The 19,747-nt window shown below is 49.3% G+C and carries 20 protein-coding genes; 15 read left to right on the top strand and 5 right to left on the bottom strand.

What is annotated here, in order from left to right; translation table 11 throughout:
- Complete coding sequence (gene tusA / locus IPK30_08375) at nt 1–252, bottom strand: sulfurtransferase TusA (GenBank protein MBK8103285.1); 252 nt, start codon at nt 250–252, stop codon at nt 1–3.
- 117 nt (nt 253–369) lie between these two features.
- On the opposite strand from tusA, the gene IPK30_08370 reads away from it, so the two are divergent.
- The 3 genes from IPK30_08370 to IPK30_08360 all read left to right on the top strand — a co-directional run bounded on the left by IPK30_08370 (nt 370) and on the right by IPK30_08360 (nt 4,302).
- Nucleotides 370–1,632, top strand: a complete 1,263-nt coding sequence (locus IPK30_08370; GenBank protein ID MBK8103284.1) for a serine hydroxymethyltransferase — start codon at nt 370–372, stop codon at nt 1,630–1,632.
- 85 nt (nt 1,633–1,717) lie between these two features.
- Nucleotides 1,718–3,289, top strand: coding sequence for a cobalamin-dependent protein (locus IPK30_08365; GenBank protein ID MBK8103283.1), 1,572 nt, complete (start codon nt 1,718–1,720; stop codon nt 3,287–3,289).
- Nucleotides 3,286–4,302, top strand: coding sequence for an SPASM domain-containing protein (locus IPK30_08360; protein MBK8103282.1), 1,017 nt, complete (start codon nt 3,286–3,288; stop codon nt 4,300–4,302). The genes IPK30_08365 and IPK30_08360 overlap by 4 nt, the downstream gene beginning before the upstream one ends.
- On the opposite strand, the gene yfbR is transcribed toward IPK30_08360, so the two are convergent.
- Nucleotides 4,303–4,902 (bottom strand): 5'-deoxynucleotidase, encoded by a 600-nt coding sequence (gene yfbR / locus IPK30_08355; protein ID MBK8103281.1) that lies wholly within the window; start codon nt 4,900–4,902, stop codon nt 4,303–4,305. It abuts the gene before it with no gap.
- 54 nt (nt 4,903–4,956) lie between these two features.
- On the opposite strand from yfbR, the gene nrdR reads away from it, so the two are divergent.
- From nrdR to IPK30_08340, 3 genes are read left to right on the top strand one after another with little or no spacing between them, the layout of a single operon-like run.
- Entirely contained in the window at nt 4,957–5,418 is a 462-nt protein-coding gene (gene nrdR, locus IPK30_08350) for a transcriptional regulator NrdR (GenBank protein MBK8103280.1), read from the top strand.
- Nucleotides 5,419–5,429: 11 nt separating this feature from the next.
- A complete protein-coding gene (gene ribD / locus IPK30_08345; GenBank protein MBK8103279.1) occupies nt 5,430–6,521 on the top strand; it encodes a bifunctional diaminohydroxyphosphoribosylaminopyrimidine deaminase/5-amino-6-(5-phosphoribosylamino)uracil reductase RibD in 1,092 nt (363 codons plus the stop codon).
- Nucleotides 6,522–6,542: 21 nt separating this feature from the next.
- Nucleotides 6,543–7,208, top strand: coding sequence for a riboflavin synthase (locus tag IPK30_08340; protein MBK8103278.1), 666 nt, complete (start codon nt 6,543–6,545; stop codon nt 7,206–7,208).
- A gap of 25 nt (nt 7,209–7,233) precedes the next feature.
- Here IPK30_08340 and IPK30_08335 read toward each other — a convergent pair whose 3' ends face one another.
- The 3 genes from IPK30_08335 to IPK30_08325 all read right to left on the bottom strand — a co-directional run bounded on the left by IPK30_08335 (nt 7,234) and on the right by IPK30_08325 (nt 12,647).
- A complete protein-coding gene (locus tag IPK30_08335; protein MBK8103277.1) occupies nt 7,234–8,811 on the bottom strand; it encodes an FG-GAP repeat protein in 1,578 nt (525 codons plus the stop codon).
- 457 nt (nt 8,812–9,268) lie between these two features.
- Nucleotides 9,269–10,948: a single-stranded-DNA-specific exonuclease RecJ gene (recJ, locus tag IPK30_08330; protein ID MBK8103276.1), complete on the bottom strand. Its 1,680-nt coding sequence runs from the start codon at nt 10,946–10,948 to the stop codon at nt 9,269–9,271.
- Between the two features lie 61 nt (nt 10,949–11,009).
- On the bottom strand, nt 11,010–12,647 hold the full coding sequence (locus IPK30_08325; protein ID MBK8103275.1) for a hypothetical protein: 1,638 nt from the start codon (nt 12,645–12,647) through the stop codon (nt 11,010–11,012).
- A gap of 149 nt (nt 12,648–12,796) precedes the next feature.
- Here IPK30_08325 and IPK30_08320 point away from each other — a divergent pair, with 149 nt between their 5' ends.
- The 9 genes from IPK30_08320 to IPK30_08280 all read left to right on the top strand — a co-directional run bounded on the left by IPK30_08320 (nt 12,797) and on the right by IPK30_08280 (nt 19,742).
- Entirely contained in the window at nt 12,797–13,165 is a 369-nt protein-coding gene (locus tag IPK30_08320; GenBank protein ID MBK8103274.1) for a response regulator, read from the top strand.
- Nucleotides 13,166–13,191: 26 nt separating this feature from the next.
- On the top strand, nt 13,192–13,638 hold the full coding sequence (locus tag IPK30_08315) for a chemotaxis protein CheX (protein MBK8103273.1): 447 nt from the start codon (nt 13,192–13,194) through the stop codon (nt 13,636–13,638).
- Complete coding sequence (locus IPK30_08310; protein MBK8103272.1) at nt 13,626–14,582, top strand: methyltransferase domain-containing protein; 957 nt, start codon at nt 13,626–13,628, stop codon at nt 14,580–14,582. The genes IPK30_08315 and IPK30_08310 overlap by 13 nt, the downstream gene beginning before the upstream one ends.
- The gene (locus IPK30_08305; protein MBK8103271.1) at nt 14,569–15,945 is read left to right on the top strand and encodes a chemotaxis protein CheW; all 1,377 of its coding nucleotides are present in this window, start codon (nt 14,569–14,571) and stop codon (nt 15,943–15,945) included. Before IPK30_08310 ends, IPK30_08305 begins: the two co-directional genes overlap by 14 nt.
- Nucleotides 15,946–15,978: 33 nt before the next feature.
- Entirely contained in the window at nt 15,979–16,404 is a 426-nt protein-coding gene (locus IPK30_08300) for a response regulator (protein MBK8103270.1), read from the top strand.
- Nucleotides 16,405–16,483: 79 nt separating this feature from the next.
- Entirely contained in the window at nt 16,484–17,782 is a 1,299-nt protein-coding gene (locus IPK30_08295) for an Hpt domain-containing protein (protein MBK8103269.1), read from the top strand.
- Nucleotides 17,743–18,204, top strand: coding sequence for a chemotaxis protein CheW (locus tag IPK30_08290; GenBank protein ID MBK8103268.1), 462 nt, complete (start codon nt 17,743–17,745; stop codon nt 18,202–18,204). The genes IPK30_08295 and IPK30_08290 overlap by 40 nt, the downstream gene beginning before the upstream one ends.
- Nucleotides 18,191–18,700, top strand: coding sequence for a chemotaxis protein CheW (locus IPK30_08285; GenBank protein ID MBK8103267.1), 510 nt, complete (start codon nt 18,191–18,193; stop codon nt 18,698–18,700). The genes IPK30_08290 and IPK30_08285 overlap by 14 nt, the downstream gene beginning before the upstream one ends.
- A complete protein-coding gene (locus tag IPK30_08280; GenBank protein MBK8103266.1) occupies nt 18,690–19,742 on the top strand; it encodes a chemotaxis response regulator protein-glutamate methylesterase in 1,053 nt (350 codons plus the stop codon). The genes IPK30_08285 and IPK30_08280 overlap by 11 nt, the downstream gene beginning before the upstream one ends.
- The last annotated feature ends 5 nt before the right edge of the window (nt 19,743–19,747 follow it).

The following is a 19,747-nucleotide window of genomic DNA, read 5'->3' as shown; positions in this document are numbered from 1 at the left end:
TCAAACCTCTTTTACGATTTTGCGAATGACATAGCGATACAACTCGCCTTCCTGCGTTTGCACCAACAATTCATGCCCCAAAAAATGACAAAACTTTGGCACATCGCGCGTGGTAGAAGGGTCGGTCGCCCACATTTCAATCAACTGCCCTGCCAACACTTCACGCACGGCTTTGTGCAGCAGCATCACCGGCTCTGGGCAATACAAACGGCGCGCATCAATGGAATGATCGGGGCTTAACGAATCTGACATAAGCAAACAGCGATAACGGCAGGGCGCAAAGGGTTGCTGGCATTCTGCCGAAAGCGACCCCTCGTGTACAATGCGGCATCGTTTTTTCCACCGCATTACCGTTTTGGAGCCATGACCATGTTCAGTAAAGATGTCACCCTCGCCTCGTTTGATCCCGCCCTGTGGAGCGCCATTCAAAGCGAGCAAAAACGGCAGGAAGACCACATTGAATTGATCGCCTCTGAAAACTACGCCAGCCCTGCGGTGATGGCCGCGCAAGGCTCCGAACTGACCAACAAATACGCCGAAGGCTACCCAGGCAAACGCTACTACGGCGGCTGCGAATATGTGGATGTGGTAGAGCAACTCGCCATCGACCGCGCCAAGCAATTATTTGGCGCAGATTACGCCAATGTGCAGCCGCACTCCGGCAGCCAAGCCAACGCCGCTGTTTACATGGCGCTGTGCCAAGCGGGTGACACGGTGCTCGGTATGTCACTCGCGCACGGCGGCCATCTCACGCACGGCGCAGGCGTGAATTTTTCCGGCAAGATTTATAAATCGGTGCAATACGGTCTGAATCCAGAAACTGGTCTGATTGATTACGATGCGATGGAAAAACTCGCCATCGAACACAAACCCAAAATGATCGTCGCAGGCTTTTCTGCCTATTCCGGCGTGCTGGATTTTCCACGCTACCGCGAAATTGCCGACAAAGTGGGCGCGTATTTGTTTGTGGATATGGCGCATGTCGCAGGCCTAGTTGCCGCCGGCATTTATCCCAACCCTGTGCCATTTGCCGATGTCGTTACCACCACCACGCACAAAACGCTGCGCGGCCCGCGCGGTGGTTTGATTCTCGCGCGCAAAAACGAAGAGCTGGAAAAGAAATTGAACTCTGCCGTTTTCCCAGGCCAACAAGGTGGTCCGCTGATGCATGTCATCGCCGCCAAAGCGGTGTGCTTCCAAGAAGCGCTACAACCAGCCTTCAAAACCTATCAACAACAGGTATTGGCCAACGCTAAAGCCATGGCGTCTACCGTGATCGCACGCGGCTACCAAGTAGTGTCTGGCGGCACAGAAAACCATTTGTTTTTGCTGTCATTAATCGACAAAAACATCACCGGCAAAGAAGCAGATGCAGCACTCGGCCAAGCGCATATCACCGTCAATAAAAACGCCGTGCCCAACGATCCGCGCCCACCGATGGTGACCTCCGGCATCCGCATTGGCACACCGGCCTGCACCACGCGCGGTTTTGGCGAAGCGGAGTGCCGTGAACTCGCCAACTGGATTTGCGATATTTTCGACGCGATGGAAAAAGGTGATGCCGAAGCTACGATTGCCGCCGTGCGCGACAAAGTGTCGGCGCTGTGCGCGAAGTATCCGGTGTATCGATAAATCTGTAGAACTAGTGCATATTGCACAGACTAAAACCGATATAAGCCATTCCAAATAATAACCAAAGGTTTATTGAGACTATTTCATGGCCAAGGTGTTATTAATCAATCCATCTTATGTTGCTAGCTATAGCGGCACAAAAGGGTCTATTGCCAACCCTGTTTTCCCCACACTTGGCTTATCCACAATTGCAGGCAGCGCCATACAGCGAGGACACGATGTCCGTATCTTGGATCTATCCTACACCCCCTACTGCTACTTAACCGTTAAAGAGAAATTAGAAACATTTAATCCAGATATTGTTGGCATTACCGCCACCACACCTCTGATGAACCAACTGCGCGACATCAGTGTTCTGGTCAAAGACATCCTTCCTTTCGCTAAAGTTGTTGGTGGTGGACCTCATATTTCGGCACTTCCTATGGAGTCTATGTTGGAGTCAAAACTGGATGCAGTTTTTGTTGGCGAAGCAGATTTTTCTTTTGCTGACTACTGCGATGGAAAGCCCGAACAGACCATCAAAGGGCTGTACTATCGCTGCAACAATGAAAATATTACCTTCACAGGGATGGCGCCACCCATTGCTAACCTTGATGATTTACCCATGCCTGCATGGGAGCTTTACAACAAAGATATTTACCAAAAACATAGCTCACGACTTTTTGCTCGCCACCCGCCTATTGCCAGTGTAGAGTTTTCACGCGGCTGCGTTTATAAGTGCGACTACTGCGCCAGCAAAATGACGATGGCACTTGGCTATCGAAAAAAATCCCCTGAACGCTGTGCAGCAGAACTAAAGAAACTTGCCTCTATTGGGTTTCGTGAAGCTTTAATTGTTGATGATATTTTCACATCTGATCAGGAATGGGCTACACAGGTCTGCGATGCCATTATTGCTGCAGGCACACCTTTACCTTGGGCATGCACTAATGGTATTCGCGTTGAAAGTGCCGACGAAGCTCTATTCAAGAAAATGCGCAAAGCTGGTTGCTACCGCGTATCTTTTGGTTCCGAATCAGGTAATGACGACATACTAAAAGCCTTCGGTAAAGGCGGCAAAGCCAGCATTAAGCAAGGAAAAAAAGCAGCGGCACTAGCACGCAAAGCCGGCCTGGAAGTCAATGGTTTTTTTATGCTTGGCCTTACATCTGATACCGAGCAAACAATGCTGGACACCATCAATTTTGCCAGAGAGCTACCGTTAGACATGATGAAGTTTGGCAGAACCGTTGCCTTTCCTGGCACAGAAATGTTCAACCATTACCACACCAAAGATATCATCAACTCTTACGATTGGGATGAATACTTCACTTACTCCAACGAGTCTCTATTTACACACGAGCACTTAAGCAAAGAAACTATTGAGCAGTATACGAAACTGGCCTACAGGCGTGCGCTACTTTTCAACATAGGCTTTGTTTGGCGAAGACTTATTCACGGAATAAAAACTGGCGGTTTTTTTTGGGATGCCTACTACGCTCTAAAACTCTACTTTCTACCCCCACTCTCTGTACCAATAGCATCACGCTACTACGCTAAGGAGCAGTGGCCTCATTATGAGTTCAACGATAAACCCCTATCTAGAACAACCTATCAAGTTGTACATAAAACAAAAACAGATCGCACCGCCATTATCTCGGCTCAGAAAGCATCATGATTCACAGCATACAGCGCAAATGGGGCAAGATTTCAACTTTCACCCACATGCTTCATTACAAGGAAGCGCTGCGGGCACCTCTACCTAATTTCATTGAAATTGAACCAACTACACGTTGTAACGCCACTTGTGGTACTTGCTCTCGTAGCAGCCTTGCAAAAGACGATCTAAAAAATGATTTATCAATCAGCACAGCCCAGCGCATCCTAGAAAGCTTTCCTGACATAAAATTTATAAGATTCATTGGCCTAGGAGAAATATTCCTAAATCCTCATATTGAGGAAATTCTTGAGCTATTTAAAAAAAAATCCATAAAAGTTTGGATCATCACCAACGGCAGCCTACTGCGCAATACAAAAGTTCGACAACTGATTCATAAATATATTTACGATGTAGGCATCAGCATTGACTCAACTGACAAGGTCTCTTTTCAAGCCATTCGCCCAATGGGGAAAATAGGCTTAGACGAGGTAACAGATGGCATGCGCGAACTGATAAAAGAAAGAAATAACAAAGCATCTAATGTCATTATTGGCATCCATAACACCACGAATGAATTAAACCACCAAAACCTACCAGACTTAAGCTCTCTAGCCATAAAACTACGAGTTGATTATCTTGCCGTTGGATTTATGGAAAACTGGCTTATGCAGGGAGATTCTGGTTATCACTCTACTGCCGAACGAATTCATGCTTCTTTACACTTGATCCCGCACATTCAAAAAACCCTCAGATACCAACAATGGCGACTGGCTCTGCACGGCATCCTTCTCGGCTATAAATTACCAAAGCGGCGTATCGGTAAATGCGCATGGCCTTATCGCTCTGTGCATATCACTGCCGAAGGACATGTAACACCCTGCTGTGCACGCACTCAACCAAACCATGGAACATTTAATATTAATACAGGAAATTTTAGTGAGTATTGGAACGGGAACGAATACCAAGCACTTCGACTAGCGCATATGCAAAAAGACACTCTCAATCCCATTTGCGGTAATTGCCCTCTTTAATCAAGCCTTCGGCTTAATCAACTCATCCAGCGTCAAGCTGAAACTCGGCAAAAACATTTCACAAAACTGTCGCACTTCTGGCAGTGCGATATGCGAAAGTTTTTCTTCCATGTCTTTCATCGCCTTGCTGAACTCTGGATTGCCAGCCACCGTTTCGGCTTTGCACTTGGTGTAGGCCACAATAATGTCGGCTGCTTTAATCAGTTGCTTGGCGGTGGGATCCACGCGCTCCGACAACAAATACGGCGCGTACGCCGACTGCAAATGTTTGGGCAACATCGCCAGCATTTCTCGCTCGGCGGCATGCTCTACTTCTTTGTAAGCATCGCGAATTTTTTCGTTGTGGTATTTGATCGGCGAAGGCAAATCGCCGGTCAGTACTTCCGAGGCATCGTGATACAGCGCCGTTAGCACCAGCACGCCCAAATCCATTTTTTCTTCATGATGTTGGTTGTACAGCTCGCCCAGCGCGTGCACCACCGCCGCCACTTCAAAGCTGTGCTCCATCACATTTTCACGAATGGCATTGCGTTTCATGCCCCAGCGCTCTATCCAACGCAGTTTGCTGAGGTAGGCAAAAAAATGGCTGGTTTCGGTCATGGTTGGCATTCACAGTTACAATCAGCGCCATTGTAGATCAAGGATCCGCCAGCCATGCACTGCCCGTTTTGCTCCGAAACCGACACCAAGGTTATCGACTCGCGCCTAGTGGCCGAAGGCGACCAAGTGCGCCGTCGCCGCGAATGCCTCACTTGCCACGAACGCTTCACCACCTACGAAGTCGCCGAACTGTTGATGCCGCGCATCATTAAAAGTGACGGCTCGCGCGTGCCATTTGATGAACATAAATTGCGCGCCGGCATGCAAAAAGCCTTAGAAAAACGCCCCGTGAGCATGGAAGACATTGAATCGGCGCTCACACACATCAAACACAAATTGCAGGCCACGGGTGAGCGCGAATTGTCCTCGCGCAGCATCGGCGAACAGGTAATGGAACAACTGCGCAAGCTCGATCAAGTGGCTTATGTGCGCTTTGCTTCGGTATATCGGGATTTCAAAGATCTCGATGAATTCCGTGCCGAAATTGATAAATTGCAACCGCAACAAACACCCTAATTTTTATGACGATGACACCGCACGACACCGCACACATGACGCGCGCACTGCAACTGGCAGAGCGCGGCTTGTGCAGCACCTCGCCCAACCCACGCGTAGGTTGTGTGCTTGTCGATGCTGGTGATCAAGTGATCGCCGAAGGCTGGCATGAGCGAGCTGGCGCAGCGCACGCTGAAGTGCATGCGCTGCAACAAGCGAGAGAAAAAGCGCGCTGCGCAACGGCGTATGTCACGCTAGAACCCTGCTCACACCACGGTAAAACAGGCCCTTGCTGCGAGGCACTCATCAACGCAGGCGTTTCGCGCGTGGTATTCGGCATGCAAGACCCCAACCCGCAAGTGTCCGGTCGCGGTTTACAAAAATTGCGCGCCGCTGGTATCGCAGTGGATGGTCCATTGATAGAAAAAGAAGCACACGCAATCAATCCCGGTTTTATCAAACGCATGCAAACCGTTTTACCGTTTGTGCGCGTAAAAATGGCGATGAGTTTGGATGGACGCACCGCAATGGCGTCCGGCGAATCACAATGGATTACCGGCGCGGTAGCGCGCCAAGATGTGCAGCACTGGCGCGCGCGCAGTTGCGCCATCATCACCTCGGCTAACACCGTGTTGCGCGATAATGCCAAGCTCACCGTGCGCGATACCGATGCCCGGCAAGCATTACGCCATAGACAACCGCTACGCGTGTTACTCGATCAACACGCTCGCGTTGCGCTCGATACGCCGTTTTTTACCGACACCACGCCTGTGCTGTGGTGCACTCATCAAAACCAAACCACCGCACTTCCCGCGCATGTCACACATTCCGCGCTGCCACTAAAAAACAATCAGCTAGATTTACACGCTCTGCTCGCTGAACTCGGTAACAGACAATGCAATGAAGTTTTGATAGAAGCCGGCGCAACATTGGCGGGCGCTTTTGTGCAAGAAAATCTGGCAGATGAGTTGGTGATTTATATCGCGCCACAACTGATGGGCAGCACGGCGCGCCCACTGTTTGATTTTCAAATTGACGCCATGATGGATGCAAAAAAACTCAATATTATCGACGCGCGCGCCATCGGTGATGATTGGCGTTTTATTCTTCGCCCAAACATCTAGAGAGAAACCAGAGAGAAAATTATGTTTACCGGCATCGTGCAAGCAGTGGGCAAATTGGTCGCCAGTGAAAATCGTCACGGCGACAAACGCTTGCGTATTCAAACAGCGGATTTAGATCTCTCTGATGTGATACTCGGTGATAGCATCGCCACCAACGGCGTTTGCCTGACCGTGGTAGCTCTCCCCGGTGACGGTTTTTGGGCCGATGTGTCGGTGGAAACACTCGATTACACCACGCTGGGTTCACTGAAAAATGGCAGTCCCGTGAATTTAGAAAAAGCCCTGCGTGCCAGCGATCGCTTAGGTGGCCATATCGTCAGCGGGCATGTCGATGGCGTCGGTGAAATTGTCAACATCCACAGCGATGCGCGTTCGATTCGCTACCGCTTGCGCGCACCGGCAGAGCTGGCGCGCTATATCGCACACAAAGGCTCCGTGTGTGTCGACGGCGTGAGCCTCACCGTCAACCAAGTCGAAGGTGCCGAATTTGATTTGAATATTGTGCCGCACACGCAACAAAAAACCCTGTTTGGTGAATACAAAACCGGCACCAAGGTCAACCTGGAAGTGGATGTCGTTGCCCGCTACTTGGAGCGTTTACTGTTGGGCGACAAGGCTGCAGAGAAAAACAGTGCTGAAAAATTGACGGCAAGCTTTCTGGCAGAACACGGATTCTTGTCGCATTAGAGAATGGGCGCGATAAATCGCGCCCCTACAATGCAGATCCATTTACCACTGTCACTTTCCCTGCGTCTTTTTTTGGCAAATCAAAACCCGGCACACCGATAATCACATCCGCCTTGCCATCGCTGTTGATGTCGCCTGCGCTCAATGCCGCGCCAAATAAATTACCGAAAGCCGAACCGTACACCGTGATAATTGGCACGTAAGTCGCACCACTCCATACCGTGACGCTGCCGGTTTTTTTGATGGTGCTGCTATCGTTTTGTGGCGCACCAGCGATGATGTCCATTGTGCCGTCACCATTGACATCCGCCAGCACCACACTGCTGCCAAGCCACGCTTTTTTCACTGCGCCAAATAATTGTACTGGTAATAATTCGCCATCGCTGCCACTAAACACACGGATGCTGCCTGTGTCTTTTGTACGAGTGACAGCATCATCATCCAGAGGTGCGCCAACGACAATATCGGCATGGCCATCGTGATTGATGTCGGCACTCGCCACGGCTTTGCCAAATTGTGATTTTTTGCCTGTTCCGGTCTTGTGCAGCAATTCGGCTCCATTACGACTGTAACCACGAACACTGCCCACACCGTCTTCATCCGGTGCACCGATGATAATGTCTGCCAGACCGTCGCCATCGGCATCACCCGTTGCAACGGCGGTGCCTGCATGGGCATTGGCGGCGGCACCGTAAAACCGTTTGCCAACTTCCATAGTGCTGCCGTCATACACGATCACACTGCCCGCCTGTTTCAGCGCAACACCGTCACGGTTGTACGTGGCTTTTGGTACACCGACAATCACATCGGCATGGCCGTCACCGTCCACATCCGCCAACGCCAGTGCTGCGCCAAACAGCGCCTTGGACTCTGTGCCGTGCAACGTGTTGGTGACAGTGCAGTTTGCAGCGCAGCCGTAGATCACCACCACCTCACCCACGGCTTTGCGACCGGGAATGGCAGCCTGTGGCGCGCTGACAATCACATCGGCAAAACCGTCACCATCAATATCGGCGTTACCTGCCACGGCAAAACCCATCGCATATTTTGCGGCGGTGCCTTCAACCGAAGCGAGAATGCTGCCGTCTTTGCCGGACATCACAACGGCTTTACCTGAACCCTTGTTGGCACCCGGTGAACCGACCACATAGTCGCCATAACCATCGCCGTTGAAATCACCAGCAAATGCCACAGAAGAACCGGCTTTGTCGGCTTTCAATTCGCCCTTCACATCTTCAGGCACTGGCACAGGTTCGTCGCAGGCATCACCGATGCCATTGCCATCCCAATCCAGTTGATTGCTGTTGGAAACAGCCGCGCAGTTGTCACTTAAGTTATCGATGCCGTCGTTGTCCGTGTCACCGTTCGGTGTTGCGTCGCATGCATCGCCCACACTATCTCCATCAGTATTCAACTGATCTGCATTTGAAACGAATAGGCAGTTGTCCGTTGCATTGAGTACGCCATCAGCATCTGCGTCTTGATCTGTCAGCGCAAAATTAAATGCGTAGCTATATTTATTCGATACAACAGACTCAGCAACGCTTAAAACGACATCCCAGCACTGGTTACCCAAAGCAGTATTTGCACATAATTGAGTCATCGATAATGTGATGCCACTGATATCTGCAGCCGCATTCACTGTCACAGAACTTGAGTAACTATCCTGTGCGCCGCAGGCAGGAAAAGAACCAGGCATAGAGGCACCACTACTAAGCCCAACACCGTGATAGGCGCGACACTGTAGCGTGGTGGAGCCTGTAACATCACACTCCAATCCATTTCTGCGCACATACATCTTATTGGGGGAGAAGATCGGCTTACATGTTCCACCACCGTAAATTGCCCCATAAACATTAGATGGAACCGCAAAAACGTGTGCAGAAAATAGTCCGCCAATAATCAACAAAACAACAGCTGACATTCGGTGAAAAACCGAGGCTGTAGTGCATGCAGCAAGACTGCTCATAAACCTTATCCTTTTAGGTTATCTGAAGTTTCTTTTACCATGCCAGCGTGCAGCTTTCAACAGATAGCCGTTGAAATGGTGGAAGACGCTCCTACAACTCCCCCACCCCCTGCACCAACAGCTGCACGCTGCGCTGGCCGTTGTATTCGTTCACATCCAAACGATAAGCGAGATGCACATAGTCGCCGACTGTTGGCGGCCATTGCTCGATGTCAACATTAAAAGCAATCGCATCAAAAAAACTTTTATCGTCGAGTGCAGCAACGCGCAGCCGGACGTGTTTTTCACCCACCAATTTTTGATTGATGATTTTAAACACGCCATCAAAAACCGGCTCGGGAAAACGCTGCCCCCAAGGGCCAGCGGCGCGCAACTGTTCCGCTGTTTCCAGAGAAATAGTTTCAGCAGGCAGCTCACCATCACTTAACAACACTGCATCCAAATCGGTTTCATCCAGCCACAGTTGCACTTCCTGCTCAAACAACTCCACAAACAGGGAGAAATGCTCACGCTGAATGGTTAAACCCGCCGCCATGGCGTGACCGCCAAATTTATTCAGGAGGTGTGGATGCTGCGCGGCAATGCTGTCTAAAGCATCGCGAATATGCAGCCCCGCCACGGAGCGTGCAGAACCTTTGATTTCACCTGCTCCCGCATCGGCAAACATAATGGCAGGGCGATGAAAACGGTCTTTGATTTTCCCCGCCAATACGCCGATCACGCCTTGATGCCAGCTGCTGTCGTAGAGGCATAAACTCCACGGCAGCGCTTCACCATCTTGCCACGCCGCCAAACGCGGATCGTTCAACGCAATGTTTTGCATATCATCTTGAATTGCACGCCGCGTTTTGTTCATGGCATCCAATTCAACTGCGTACTGCTGTGCCAACACTGGGTCATCTGTTAGCAAACATTCAATGCCGTGCTTCATATCATCCAAACGCCCAGCGGCATTCAAACGCGGCGCAATCGCAAAACCAAAATCCGTCGTCATCAAACGCGGTAATTTTTTGCCAGCAATATCGGCTAAAGCGCGAATACCGGCACAACACTGTCCTGCTCGTATGCGCTGTAAACCCTGCTGCACCAAAATGCGATTGATGTGTGACAGCGGCACCACATCCGCCACCGTACCCAAGGCGACTAAATCCAACAAACTCGCCAAATTTGGCTCGATTATCTTTTGTTCGGCAAACCAACCCGTTTCACGCAAACTTTTGCGCAACGCCAACAAGATATAAAACATTACGCCGACACCGGCGAGTGCTTTATCAGGAAACAGGCAGTTGGGCTGATTGGGATTGACGATGGCATCCGCGTTGGGCAATTGCGCGCCAGGCAAATGGTGATCGGTCACCAACACTTTTACTCCAGCTGCTTTTGCCGCCGCCACGCCATCAATACTGGAAATGCCGTTATCAACCGTGACAATTAAATCTGGCTGCTGTTGCTGCGCTAACTCCACAATCGCCGGCGTTAAGCCGTAACCGTAAACGAAACGATCCGGCACCAAAAAATCGACATGTTTTGCACCCAACGCGCGCAAACCGCGCAGCGCCACCGCGGTAGAAGTCGCGCCATCGGCATCAAAATCGCCCACCACCAAAATGCGCTGCTGTTGTTGCAAAGCAGCAACTAGCAACGCTAAAGCTTCTGGCAAACCTTTGAGTAAATCAGGCGAAGGTAGATGAGCGAAGCTGTAATTCAACTCATCGCCACTGCGCACGCCGCGATGGCGATACACGCGCGCCAAAATAGACGGCACCCCCATTAATGGCGGGCTGTCTTCCTCAGAAACATAGTGGCGAATTTGTTTGTGCAACAAACGAGGCTTATTCCGTAGCGAGATAGGCGCACTCGAACAGAATACAACTGTCATTTCGTTTGATCGGCTGCATCAACTGAATCGTGCGCGTGTGTCCCATTTGTGCGATTTGCAGTTTTTCACCCATCTGGCAAACCGACTTCGGCACGACAGCGGTTGCGCTTTTTCGATTCAACGATTTTTCTGCTGGACACAATAAAATCGGCAACGAATCAATTTTATTGAGCAAACGCGCAACCACGGGCACCGCTTCTGTGCTGATCAAATTGATGCCGGTGCGCACTTTTTTATCGTCCGTATGCGTGATGGAAACGATTTCACCAACCTTCCAATACGGCGACATTTTGTGGCGAATACTAATGATTTTCCCTACCGACAATTCATCCTGTGCGTCACTGACCCACTCCAAACAGTAACCACCCGGGCTTTGGTCAACCGCCATCACTTTCTCGTAAGCATATTCCGGCTTTTCAATTTTCATTGCTGGCAGAGTGCTAGTGAGCGTGCGAAATGCCGTGGGCAACTCACCGTACAACAACTTACCGGCAGGGTCTTTTTCGGCAAACACCGCATTGCCCGTCAATACTTCTGGCGTGCGAAACCCTGCCAAATAATAATGCACAGGCAGCACACCCAACACCGCCACCACCACTTCATTCAATTCAACACGATCAGTGGATTTTGGCTTGTGCACAATCCACTGATCTAGCAATTGCTCAATCATGGGCTTATCAAACAGCCACTCTTCACTGATACTGACACGCAATGAATATTTTTTTAACCCTCTTAGGTGGGCAATAAATTTATCCAGCTGCAAAAAAACCAATTTACTACTGTATTTATTGCCAAGATCGGCATAAAACACAGCGCCGGATGGCGCTTCTAAATTGACCACCAACGGGTTTTCTTCTTTATCCGATTTACTGTCGACGATGCTGATGTACGACACCCAATCTTTTAGGGCTTCAGACAATGTGCGAATATCGCCACAATTCAAATGCCGGCTGTCCGAACAATCCAACATGACAGCGTAGAGATAAATTTGCCGCAGGTTGAGCGGCTTGCGCGGAAATACCAGCGGATCCGGCGTGGTTTGGATCAGCAATTTATTTTCTGCAGCGATTAAATACAACTTGTTGAACTGCCGCCAAATTTGCTGCGGCACCGGCAAATACAATTGCAAATAGCAGTACAACAGAAAAGCCTTATCCGCCATAGCACGCTGAATAGCGGCACCGAGAATAAATACCTGCTTATCGCCCTGCGCGCGCGTCTCCTCCACCACATTGTCGTAAGAGGAAGTCATGTGGCTCAGCAGTGCAACAGCCTGCCCGAGTAGCTCTTGGATGCGCGCTGGAAACACGGCTGATCGCCCCAAAAAACGCGAAGTCAGCATATTGAACTTTTCGTACACCACGGGGCGCACTGTCTCCAGCAGAGAAAATACCTGCACAGGAGCCACATCGAGCTCGCTCAATACCTTCAAAACAGCGTTTAGATACGCAATTTGCTCAGACACACCTGCCGGCATGTCGGCCAAGTGCGCCTTCAGGGATTGCGGCGTGGCTGTACGAAAAAACTTCTCCAGCTGCTTTTCCTGCTGGAGCTGATTTTCGATCAAGTCACTAATAGCCACTTTCACCATGCTGAAGCCTCTTTACTTTCTTATGGGCGCAAGGATAACGCCTGAACCCACCGCAAACCACACTCGCCGTCTCGGATCGTAAAATCATTGACAAGACCTGCGCTTTTGTAAAACCATGACCCCATTCACACACCACTTGAGGATGCTCCATGAAAATGCTGATTGTTGACGATTCCACGGTCATGCAGCGCAAGATCCAGCGGTCGATCACCCTAGATCAAGTCACCGATTTCTTCACCGCTAGCAACGGCGTAGAGGCCGTTGAAGTGTTCAAACGCGAGATGCCCGAACTGGTGACCATGGATCTCACCATGCCTGAAATGGACGGCGTGGAATGTGTGCAACATTTGGTCGCCATCAAGCCCGATGTGCTGATCTTGGTGATCTCATCCTTGTCAGACAAAGCCACCACCATCCAAGCCATGAAAAACGGTGCCAAAGGTTTTTTGACCAAACCCTTCGACGATGAGCAAATCAACGCGGCATTGGAAGAGTTGATCGAGGAAGCCCAGGGTTGACATCGTCTGATAGGAGAGCCAGGCCCATGAAAGAAGCTGAACTGCAAATTTTTATCGACAGCCTGCGCCACTATTTTGCCACCAATATTGGCGGCAACTTGGAGATTCAGCCGTCTTACCATACCGAGACCACAGGCACACCTGCCAGCGAATACACCGGCATCATCGGCGTCAGTGGTGACAAGCAGGGCTCTATCTACCTGACCGCCACCAAGGAGATGTTGGGACAAGTGCTGCTGGCAATGGGCGAACCCAAAATCGACGAAAGTCTATTCCACGATGTCATCGGTGAAATCACCAATACCGTGTCCGGCAATGCGAGAAAAATTCTGGGCTCGGGTTTCATGATTTCCGTGCCGGTTGTTGTCAGTGGCAGACCGGAACATATCTACTTTCCGCGCAACTTCGACATTGGTGTCGTACCCTTCCACTGGAATGGCCACAAAGCGTCGCTGGTGGTGTGTCTGCAATAGCCTTCCCTATTGTCAGCGAGACACTGGGCATGGCCAACCTCAGCCACAGTTCACTAGCAGACACCAAAGCGTCTGCCTCAACACGCATGGTCGAGCAGCTCATGCAGCTGCTAAAACAATTTGCCGGCTTTCGCGCCTCACCGCAAATTCAACGCAAGCTCGAACGCATTTTTCAAAACTCAGCAGACCTCTCTACTTTTTTACACAGCATTGAAAATGATGCCGGCAAAAGCCAATTGGCTGCTCTGGTGGAAGATTTAACCAATCACGAAACCTATTTTTTTCGCGAACGCGCCCATTTGAATGCATTGGAAGATGTGGTTATTCCTGCTCTGGTGCAAAGAAAGAAACAGCAGGGCGGTATCAAAAAAATCTCTCTCTGGTCTGCCGCCTGCGCCACGGGTGAAGAAGCGTATACGCTGACCATGCTCACCCTTAACACCCTAGTGCGCTTGGGTATTGCGCACGAAGCAACGCGAGGCAATATCACTTTGCCCGCCGACTGGAAACTGGAGGTTTTAGGTACTGATATTTCGCGACAAGCCATCCGCATCGCGCGTGAAGCCACCTACACGCAGCGCCAGGAAGGGCTTTCGTCCTTCCGCCAATTTCCTCCCGCTTATCTGCGTTTTTTTGATTTAATCAGCAGTGATGACAGCGACAGAAAAACTTGGCAAATCAAAGACAGCGTGCGGCGCCATGTGCACTTTGATCTTCATAATTTGATGAACCCACTGCCGCCGCAGCGCGAGTTCGATGTTATTTTTTGTCGCAATGCACTGATCTATATGGATCATGAACCACAAAAAATTATTGTTCGTGCACTGCATCAAGCCCTGCAACACGGCGGCTGCTTGATGTTGAGTTTGGTAGACACGATGGCTGTCCCGAACCTCTATCACGAAAACCGCCAAAACAAATGTGTTATCTATGAAAAACAATGAAATCACAGCAACACAGCACCTAGTCATTACCAGTGGCAAACACTGTTTTGCACTGCCTGCTGTCTGTGTGCGCAAAATAATTCCCACACTGCCCGTCACGCCCATCCCCTTTGTTCCCGCTAGCATCGATGGCTTGGTCAATGTTGATGGCACCATCGCTATTCAAGTCAATCTTGCCACACTGAGTAATACCACACACACAGGGCGCACCGAACTGATACTGATTGATACAGGACGGGCTTTGTGCGCATTACAAGCCGAGCGCATTATTGAGCGCACACACTTAACCAGCCCGTCATTACTGATGGAAGCTCCTCCCATCGACATAAATTTATTGGCCGGCATGGTGCAGCACGCAAATAACAGCGTTTATATTCTCGATCCACAACGAATTGGAGAACTCATACAGACCAGCCCACTGCACGAAGGCACAGCGGGCATTTTGGGGAAAATAGCTGACAACAACCTTACAGAAGATCGCTCTACTATCGCCTGTCTCACTGTCAGCATTGGCAAGGATCAATACGCGTTTGAACTACAAAGTGTTGTTGAGATTTTAGAAGCCGGTGGCTATACCACCATCCCCGATGCCCCCATTGGCCTGCTCGGCTTTTTCTTGCTGCGAGAGCAAACCATCCCTGTCATTGCCCTTGCAGACTTGCTCACCACAGAAATCAGCGCCACAGAGCAGGCATGGCTAATTGTGATTGAACGCGAAGGCATACTGTACAGCGTGTTGGTCAATCAGTTACTTGGCGTACAAAAATTTCCCTTTGCCAACTTTCAGCCAATTATTGATGCCAACCAAAAGATTTCTGGCATGTTTATCCATGAAGAGACAACCACCCTGCTATTAAGCCCGCAACAAATTATTGATGCAAGCATGATAGATTTCCTAGCCCCTTATGTAGAAAAAAATACTTCTAATACCACGATGGAAAAGGAAGAAACCAACAGCTTTCTAAAAATCACACTTAGCGAAAAGCCCTTTATCATCCCATTAAAAAATGTAAAGCGCATTGTTCCTTTTTTCCCTATGAATCACCTAGATGATAAAACCGACAATATTTGTGGCGCAATCAACATCGAAGGGAAAATTATTCCAGTACTCGCCATAGAGAAAATTCTGAAAATAAAACAGTCTCATACTTACAACGAATACATTATCGTTGGTGATGACGCGCAAGACTGGGCCATCTGCGTGGAAGCAGCACAGTACATCGTACAAATACCTCTCTCCAGCATTCACAGCGAATCAACAACTGATTCCCGCCCTCTCAGTGGCATTGCGCGTATTGCGGAAGAGCTCATTCCACTACTCAACCCTAATTTGTTCAGTCTGCAGCGGTCGACACAAGCTTAACCACGAACACCGAGCATTTCCGGAGAACGCACCATGAACGATACCGCCACCGCAATACCAGACAATACATTTAAAGTATTGATTGTGGATGATTCTTTTTTAATGCGGCGAATCATTCGAAATATTGTAGAAAATGACCCTGCTCTCAACATTGTCGGCGAGGCAGAAGACGGGGTAGTCGCATTGGAAAAAGTCTCTGAATTGTCTCCTGATATTGTTTTACTAGACATCGAAATGCCCAACATGGATGGCATTGAGTTTTTACGCCGCTCCCGATTAGTAACCAGCGCAAAAATCATTATTATTTCCTCGGTAGCTAGACTCGATTCTCACGAAGCGCGTGAAGCATTGGCGCTGGGTGCAGCAGACATCATCCCCAAACCATCCGGTGTGCTCAGTTTGGATTTTGAAGAAAAGAAAAGCCGTGAACTGCTTGATGCAATACACAAATGTCTCTAATCATTAAATACGCATTGGCATTATGAGCAGCATGCTAGAACAACTGTGGCCGGTTTTCACCGCTGAAGTGGGTGAAAAATTGGATACCTTAGAAGCGATGGTGACCAAAGCCGCCTCTCAAAATCGCAACGCCGGTGACAGCCACGCCGTCGACGCGCTATTTCGTGAATTCCATACCTTAAAAAGCAATTTATCCATGGTTGATTTCAAGGAACCCATGGAAATTGCCAATGCCTGCGAAGATATCCTACATGGTTTACGCAAATCCAAAACACATCCAAGCCAAGAGATTCTTGACGCACTACTAGAGTCTGTGGACTGGATTAAAAAACAAATGGCCGAAGCCGCGCCCGGGCAGTATCCTCGCACCAGCAATGAAGCACTGCACAAGAAACTGGCCCCCTTTCGCCAAAAAGAAGAATCTTCTACCACTGAACGCACGCCAACTGAAAAAGTTGAATATGCAGAAAAATCCAATATTGCAGAACAAAAAGAAGCTTTGGCAATAGACACACTTCGAATCAGCAGCAGCAGCCTTGATGCGTTAGTAACCCAAATAACACAGCTTATTTTGACCGAACACAGCATTGACAGTGCAACGAGGAAATCCAACATAGACAATGCAATCTATGCCGTTCAACAGTTATTAAAAAATGAGACCATAGCAAACACGAATTTTGTTACTTCACACTTTGAAACTCTTCTCAACAGCTTTTCTGATCACCAGAAAACGCTACAACAAATAGACGCCAATATAAAAACGATAAGCGACAACTTGCAGACCAACATGCTGTCGCTGCGAGCGATACCACTCTCCACCATTTTTACGCGCCTGCCGCGCATTGTTCGGCAAAAGGCTTCCACCTACCAGAAAACAGTGCAACTCTTCTCTGATGGTGGCGATATAGCTATCGACAAGAGCATGGTTGATATCATTGCAGAGCCAATCATTCATCTACTGCACAATGCCGTTGTTCACGGACTGGAATCCGCCGATGAACGCAAAGCCAAAAACAAACCCGAGACCGGGAAAATTCATATTTCCGCAAAAAAAAACGGGGACACGATTCAGATAGATATCCAAGACGATGGTCGCGGCATTGACCACAATAGCATTCGTGAAAAAGCCATCAGCAAAGGATTAACCAGCGCTACCGATGAAGCCATCTCCTCGCAAGATCACTCAAACGAATTCTGGCTCAACTTTCTTTTTCACATGGCTTCAGCGCAGACATACCAAACCGAACCACTGGGCTCGATGTCGTGCGCGACAATTTATTGCGCATCGGAGGCTCAATCACGATTAAAAGCACACTCGGTTCTGGTACATGCTTTACGATGCGCATACCCATCACAGTCGCCATTCAAAACACCTTAGTTATACAGGCTGAATCCCAGCGTTTTGCTATCCCACTGCGACAAGTCGTTGAAATCATCGAGGTCACACCAGACCAGATAGAAACAGCTGCTGGTTTTTTACAACTAAACTTACGCGGCAATTTGCTGCCTGTTTATGCACTAAAGACCTTGCTGCAACTCAACATCGAGCCACCTGAAACGCATAAAAAAATGTTGCTTGTAGTATTGCAGCATGAAAAGCAATACATCGCGCTGCTCGTTGATAGTATTGATGGCAAACAGGATCTTTTTCTGCGCAATGTCCATCAGGATATTCTGAACATTCCAGGCATCAGCGGCATTTCCTTACTCGGAAACGGCAATGCCATTATCATCTTGGACTGTGAAGGGTTATTTCGCCTCACTCAACACCATGTGGAGCCTCTGTATGCTGCACAGTGAAGAACAATGCTTGCAATTTCACTGCGGCCCGTTTGTGTTGCTACTGCCTGTCAGCGGCATGGCAAAAATTTTAGACTTTGATCACACACTCTGCTCACCTTCTGGTGACTCGCTGACACACCACGGCCAAAGCACCGATTGGAATGACACGGCATTACCGTATCTTGATTTACGGCTGGTTCTGCAACTTCCTCACGAACAACTACGGCCGCCAAACAGCGCACTTGTCTTGCGTAACAGTTCAACTTTTCAACCTATCGGCATCCTTGCAGTCGATGAGGTAATCGGCTTTGTTGAGCCACGAGCTCACGAGTGGTATCAAGCCAGTGGCATCAACCCCAACATTGATATTTTTTTTGACCGATTGTACGCAAAGAGTCTCAACGATAGCCTGATGATGTGCCTAAAAGACCCACTGCAATGGCTACCAAACACCGTTAAAAAAGCAACCCAACCGTCAACAAACAACAGCAGTGAACCACTCCATGCCCATTAATGTGTTTCTAGTTGATGATTCAGCTACCGTGCGCGCGGTGTTGAAAATGTTGCTGGAAAAAGACCCAGATATCTGCGTCATTGGTGTGGCAGCGACAGCAGATATCGCTCTCAAAAAAATGAGCAAGCAGTGGCCAGATGTCATTGTTTCTGATTTAGAAATGCCTGGCATGCACGGCTTAGAATTTCTAAAATATATTCGTGAACACCGACCAACACCATTTGTGGTTTGTTCATCGCATGTTGGGCCAGGTGCGAAGGCCTCGCTAGATGCATTGGCACTAGGTGCCGTTGATATTATTTCAAAACCCAATATTGGCGTTGAATCCTATTTAGAAGAAATCACCAACACGATTACGCAAGCAATCAAAGCAGCCGCCTGCGCAACCACACGCCACGCGGCAGACACCGCCAGAAAAACACCCGCACAAATACCTGCCGCTACCACGACACAAATTCATCGCACACCGTCTGTCATTGCTATCGGCAGCTCTACAGGCGGCACCACCGTGGTAGAACATTTGTTACGACAAATGAATAAAGAGTCGCCCTGTGTACTCATTGCACAACACATGCCGAAGCACTTCACTGCTCTTTTTGCTAAACGACTAAACGGCATTTGCGATATTGAAGTGCGCGAAGCTGTTGATGGTGATAACGCAACAAAAGGTACCGCGTTGATTGCACCCGGCGGCATGCATATGCAGCTCGTTAAGCAAAACAACGCACTGCGTGTTTGCATTACAGAAGATCCACCGGTCAACCGTCATCGCCCCTCTGTCGATGTATTATTTCGTTCTGTTGCCGCTCAACTTGGTGCTAAAGCACTGGGCATTATCCTGACGGGTATGGGTGAAGACGGCGCTGCCGGCCTACTGGAAATGCGCAAAGCGGGAGCCGCCACCATCGGGCAGGATCAAGCCACTTGCGCTGTTTACGGCATGCCACGCGTAGCAATGGAAATTGGCGCAGTAGAGTGGCAGATGCCGTACACCGCGATGCCTGACCTCATAAAACAATGCTTACAAAATAGTAGGGACTGACACCT

This window comes from Cellvibrionales bacterium (genome assembly GCA_016713115.1).
Taxonomy (GTDB): domain Bacteria; phylum Pseudomonadota; class Gammaproteobacteria; order Pseudomonadales; family UBA7239; genus UBA7239.
The sequence above is the reverse complement of the archived record's forward strand: the minus strand, read 5'-3'. Positions and strand labels throughout refer to the sequence as shown.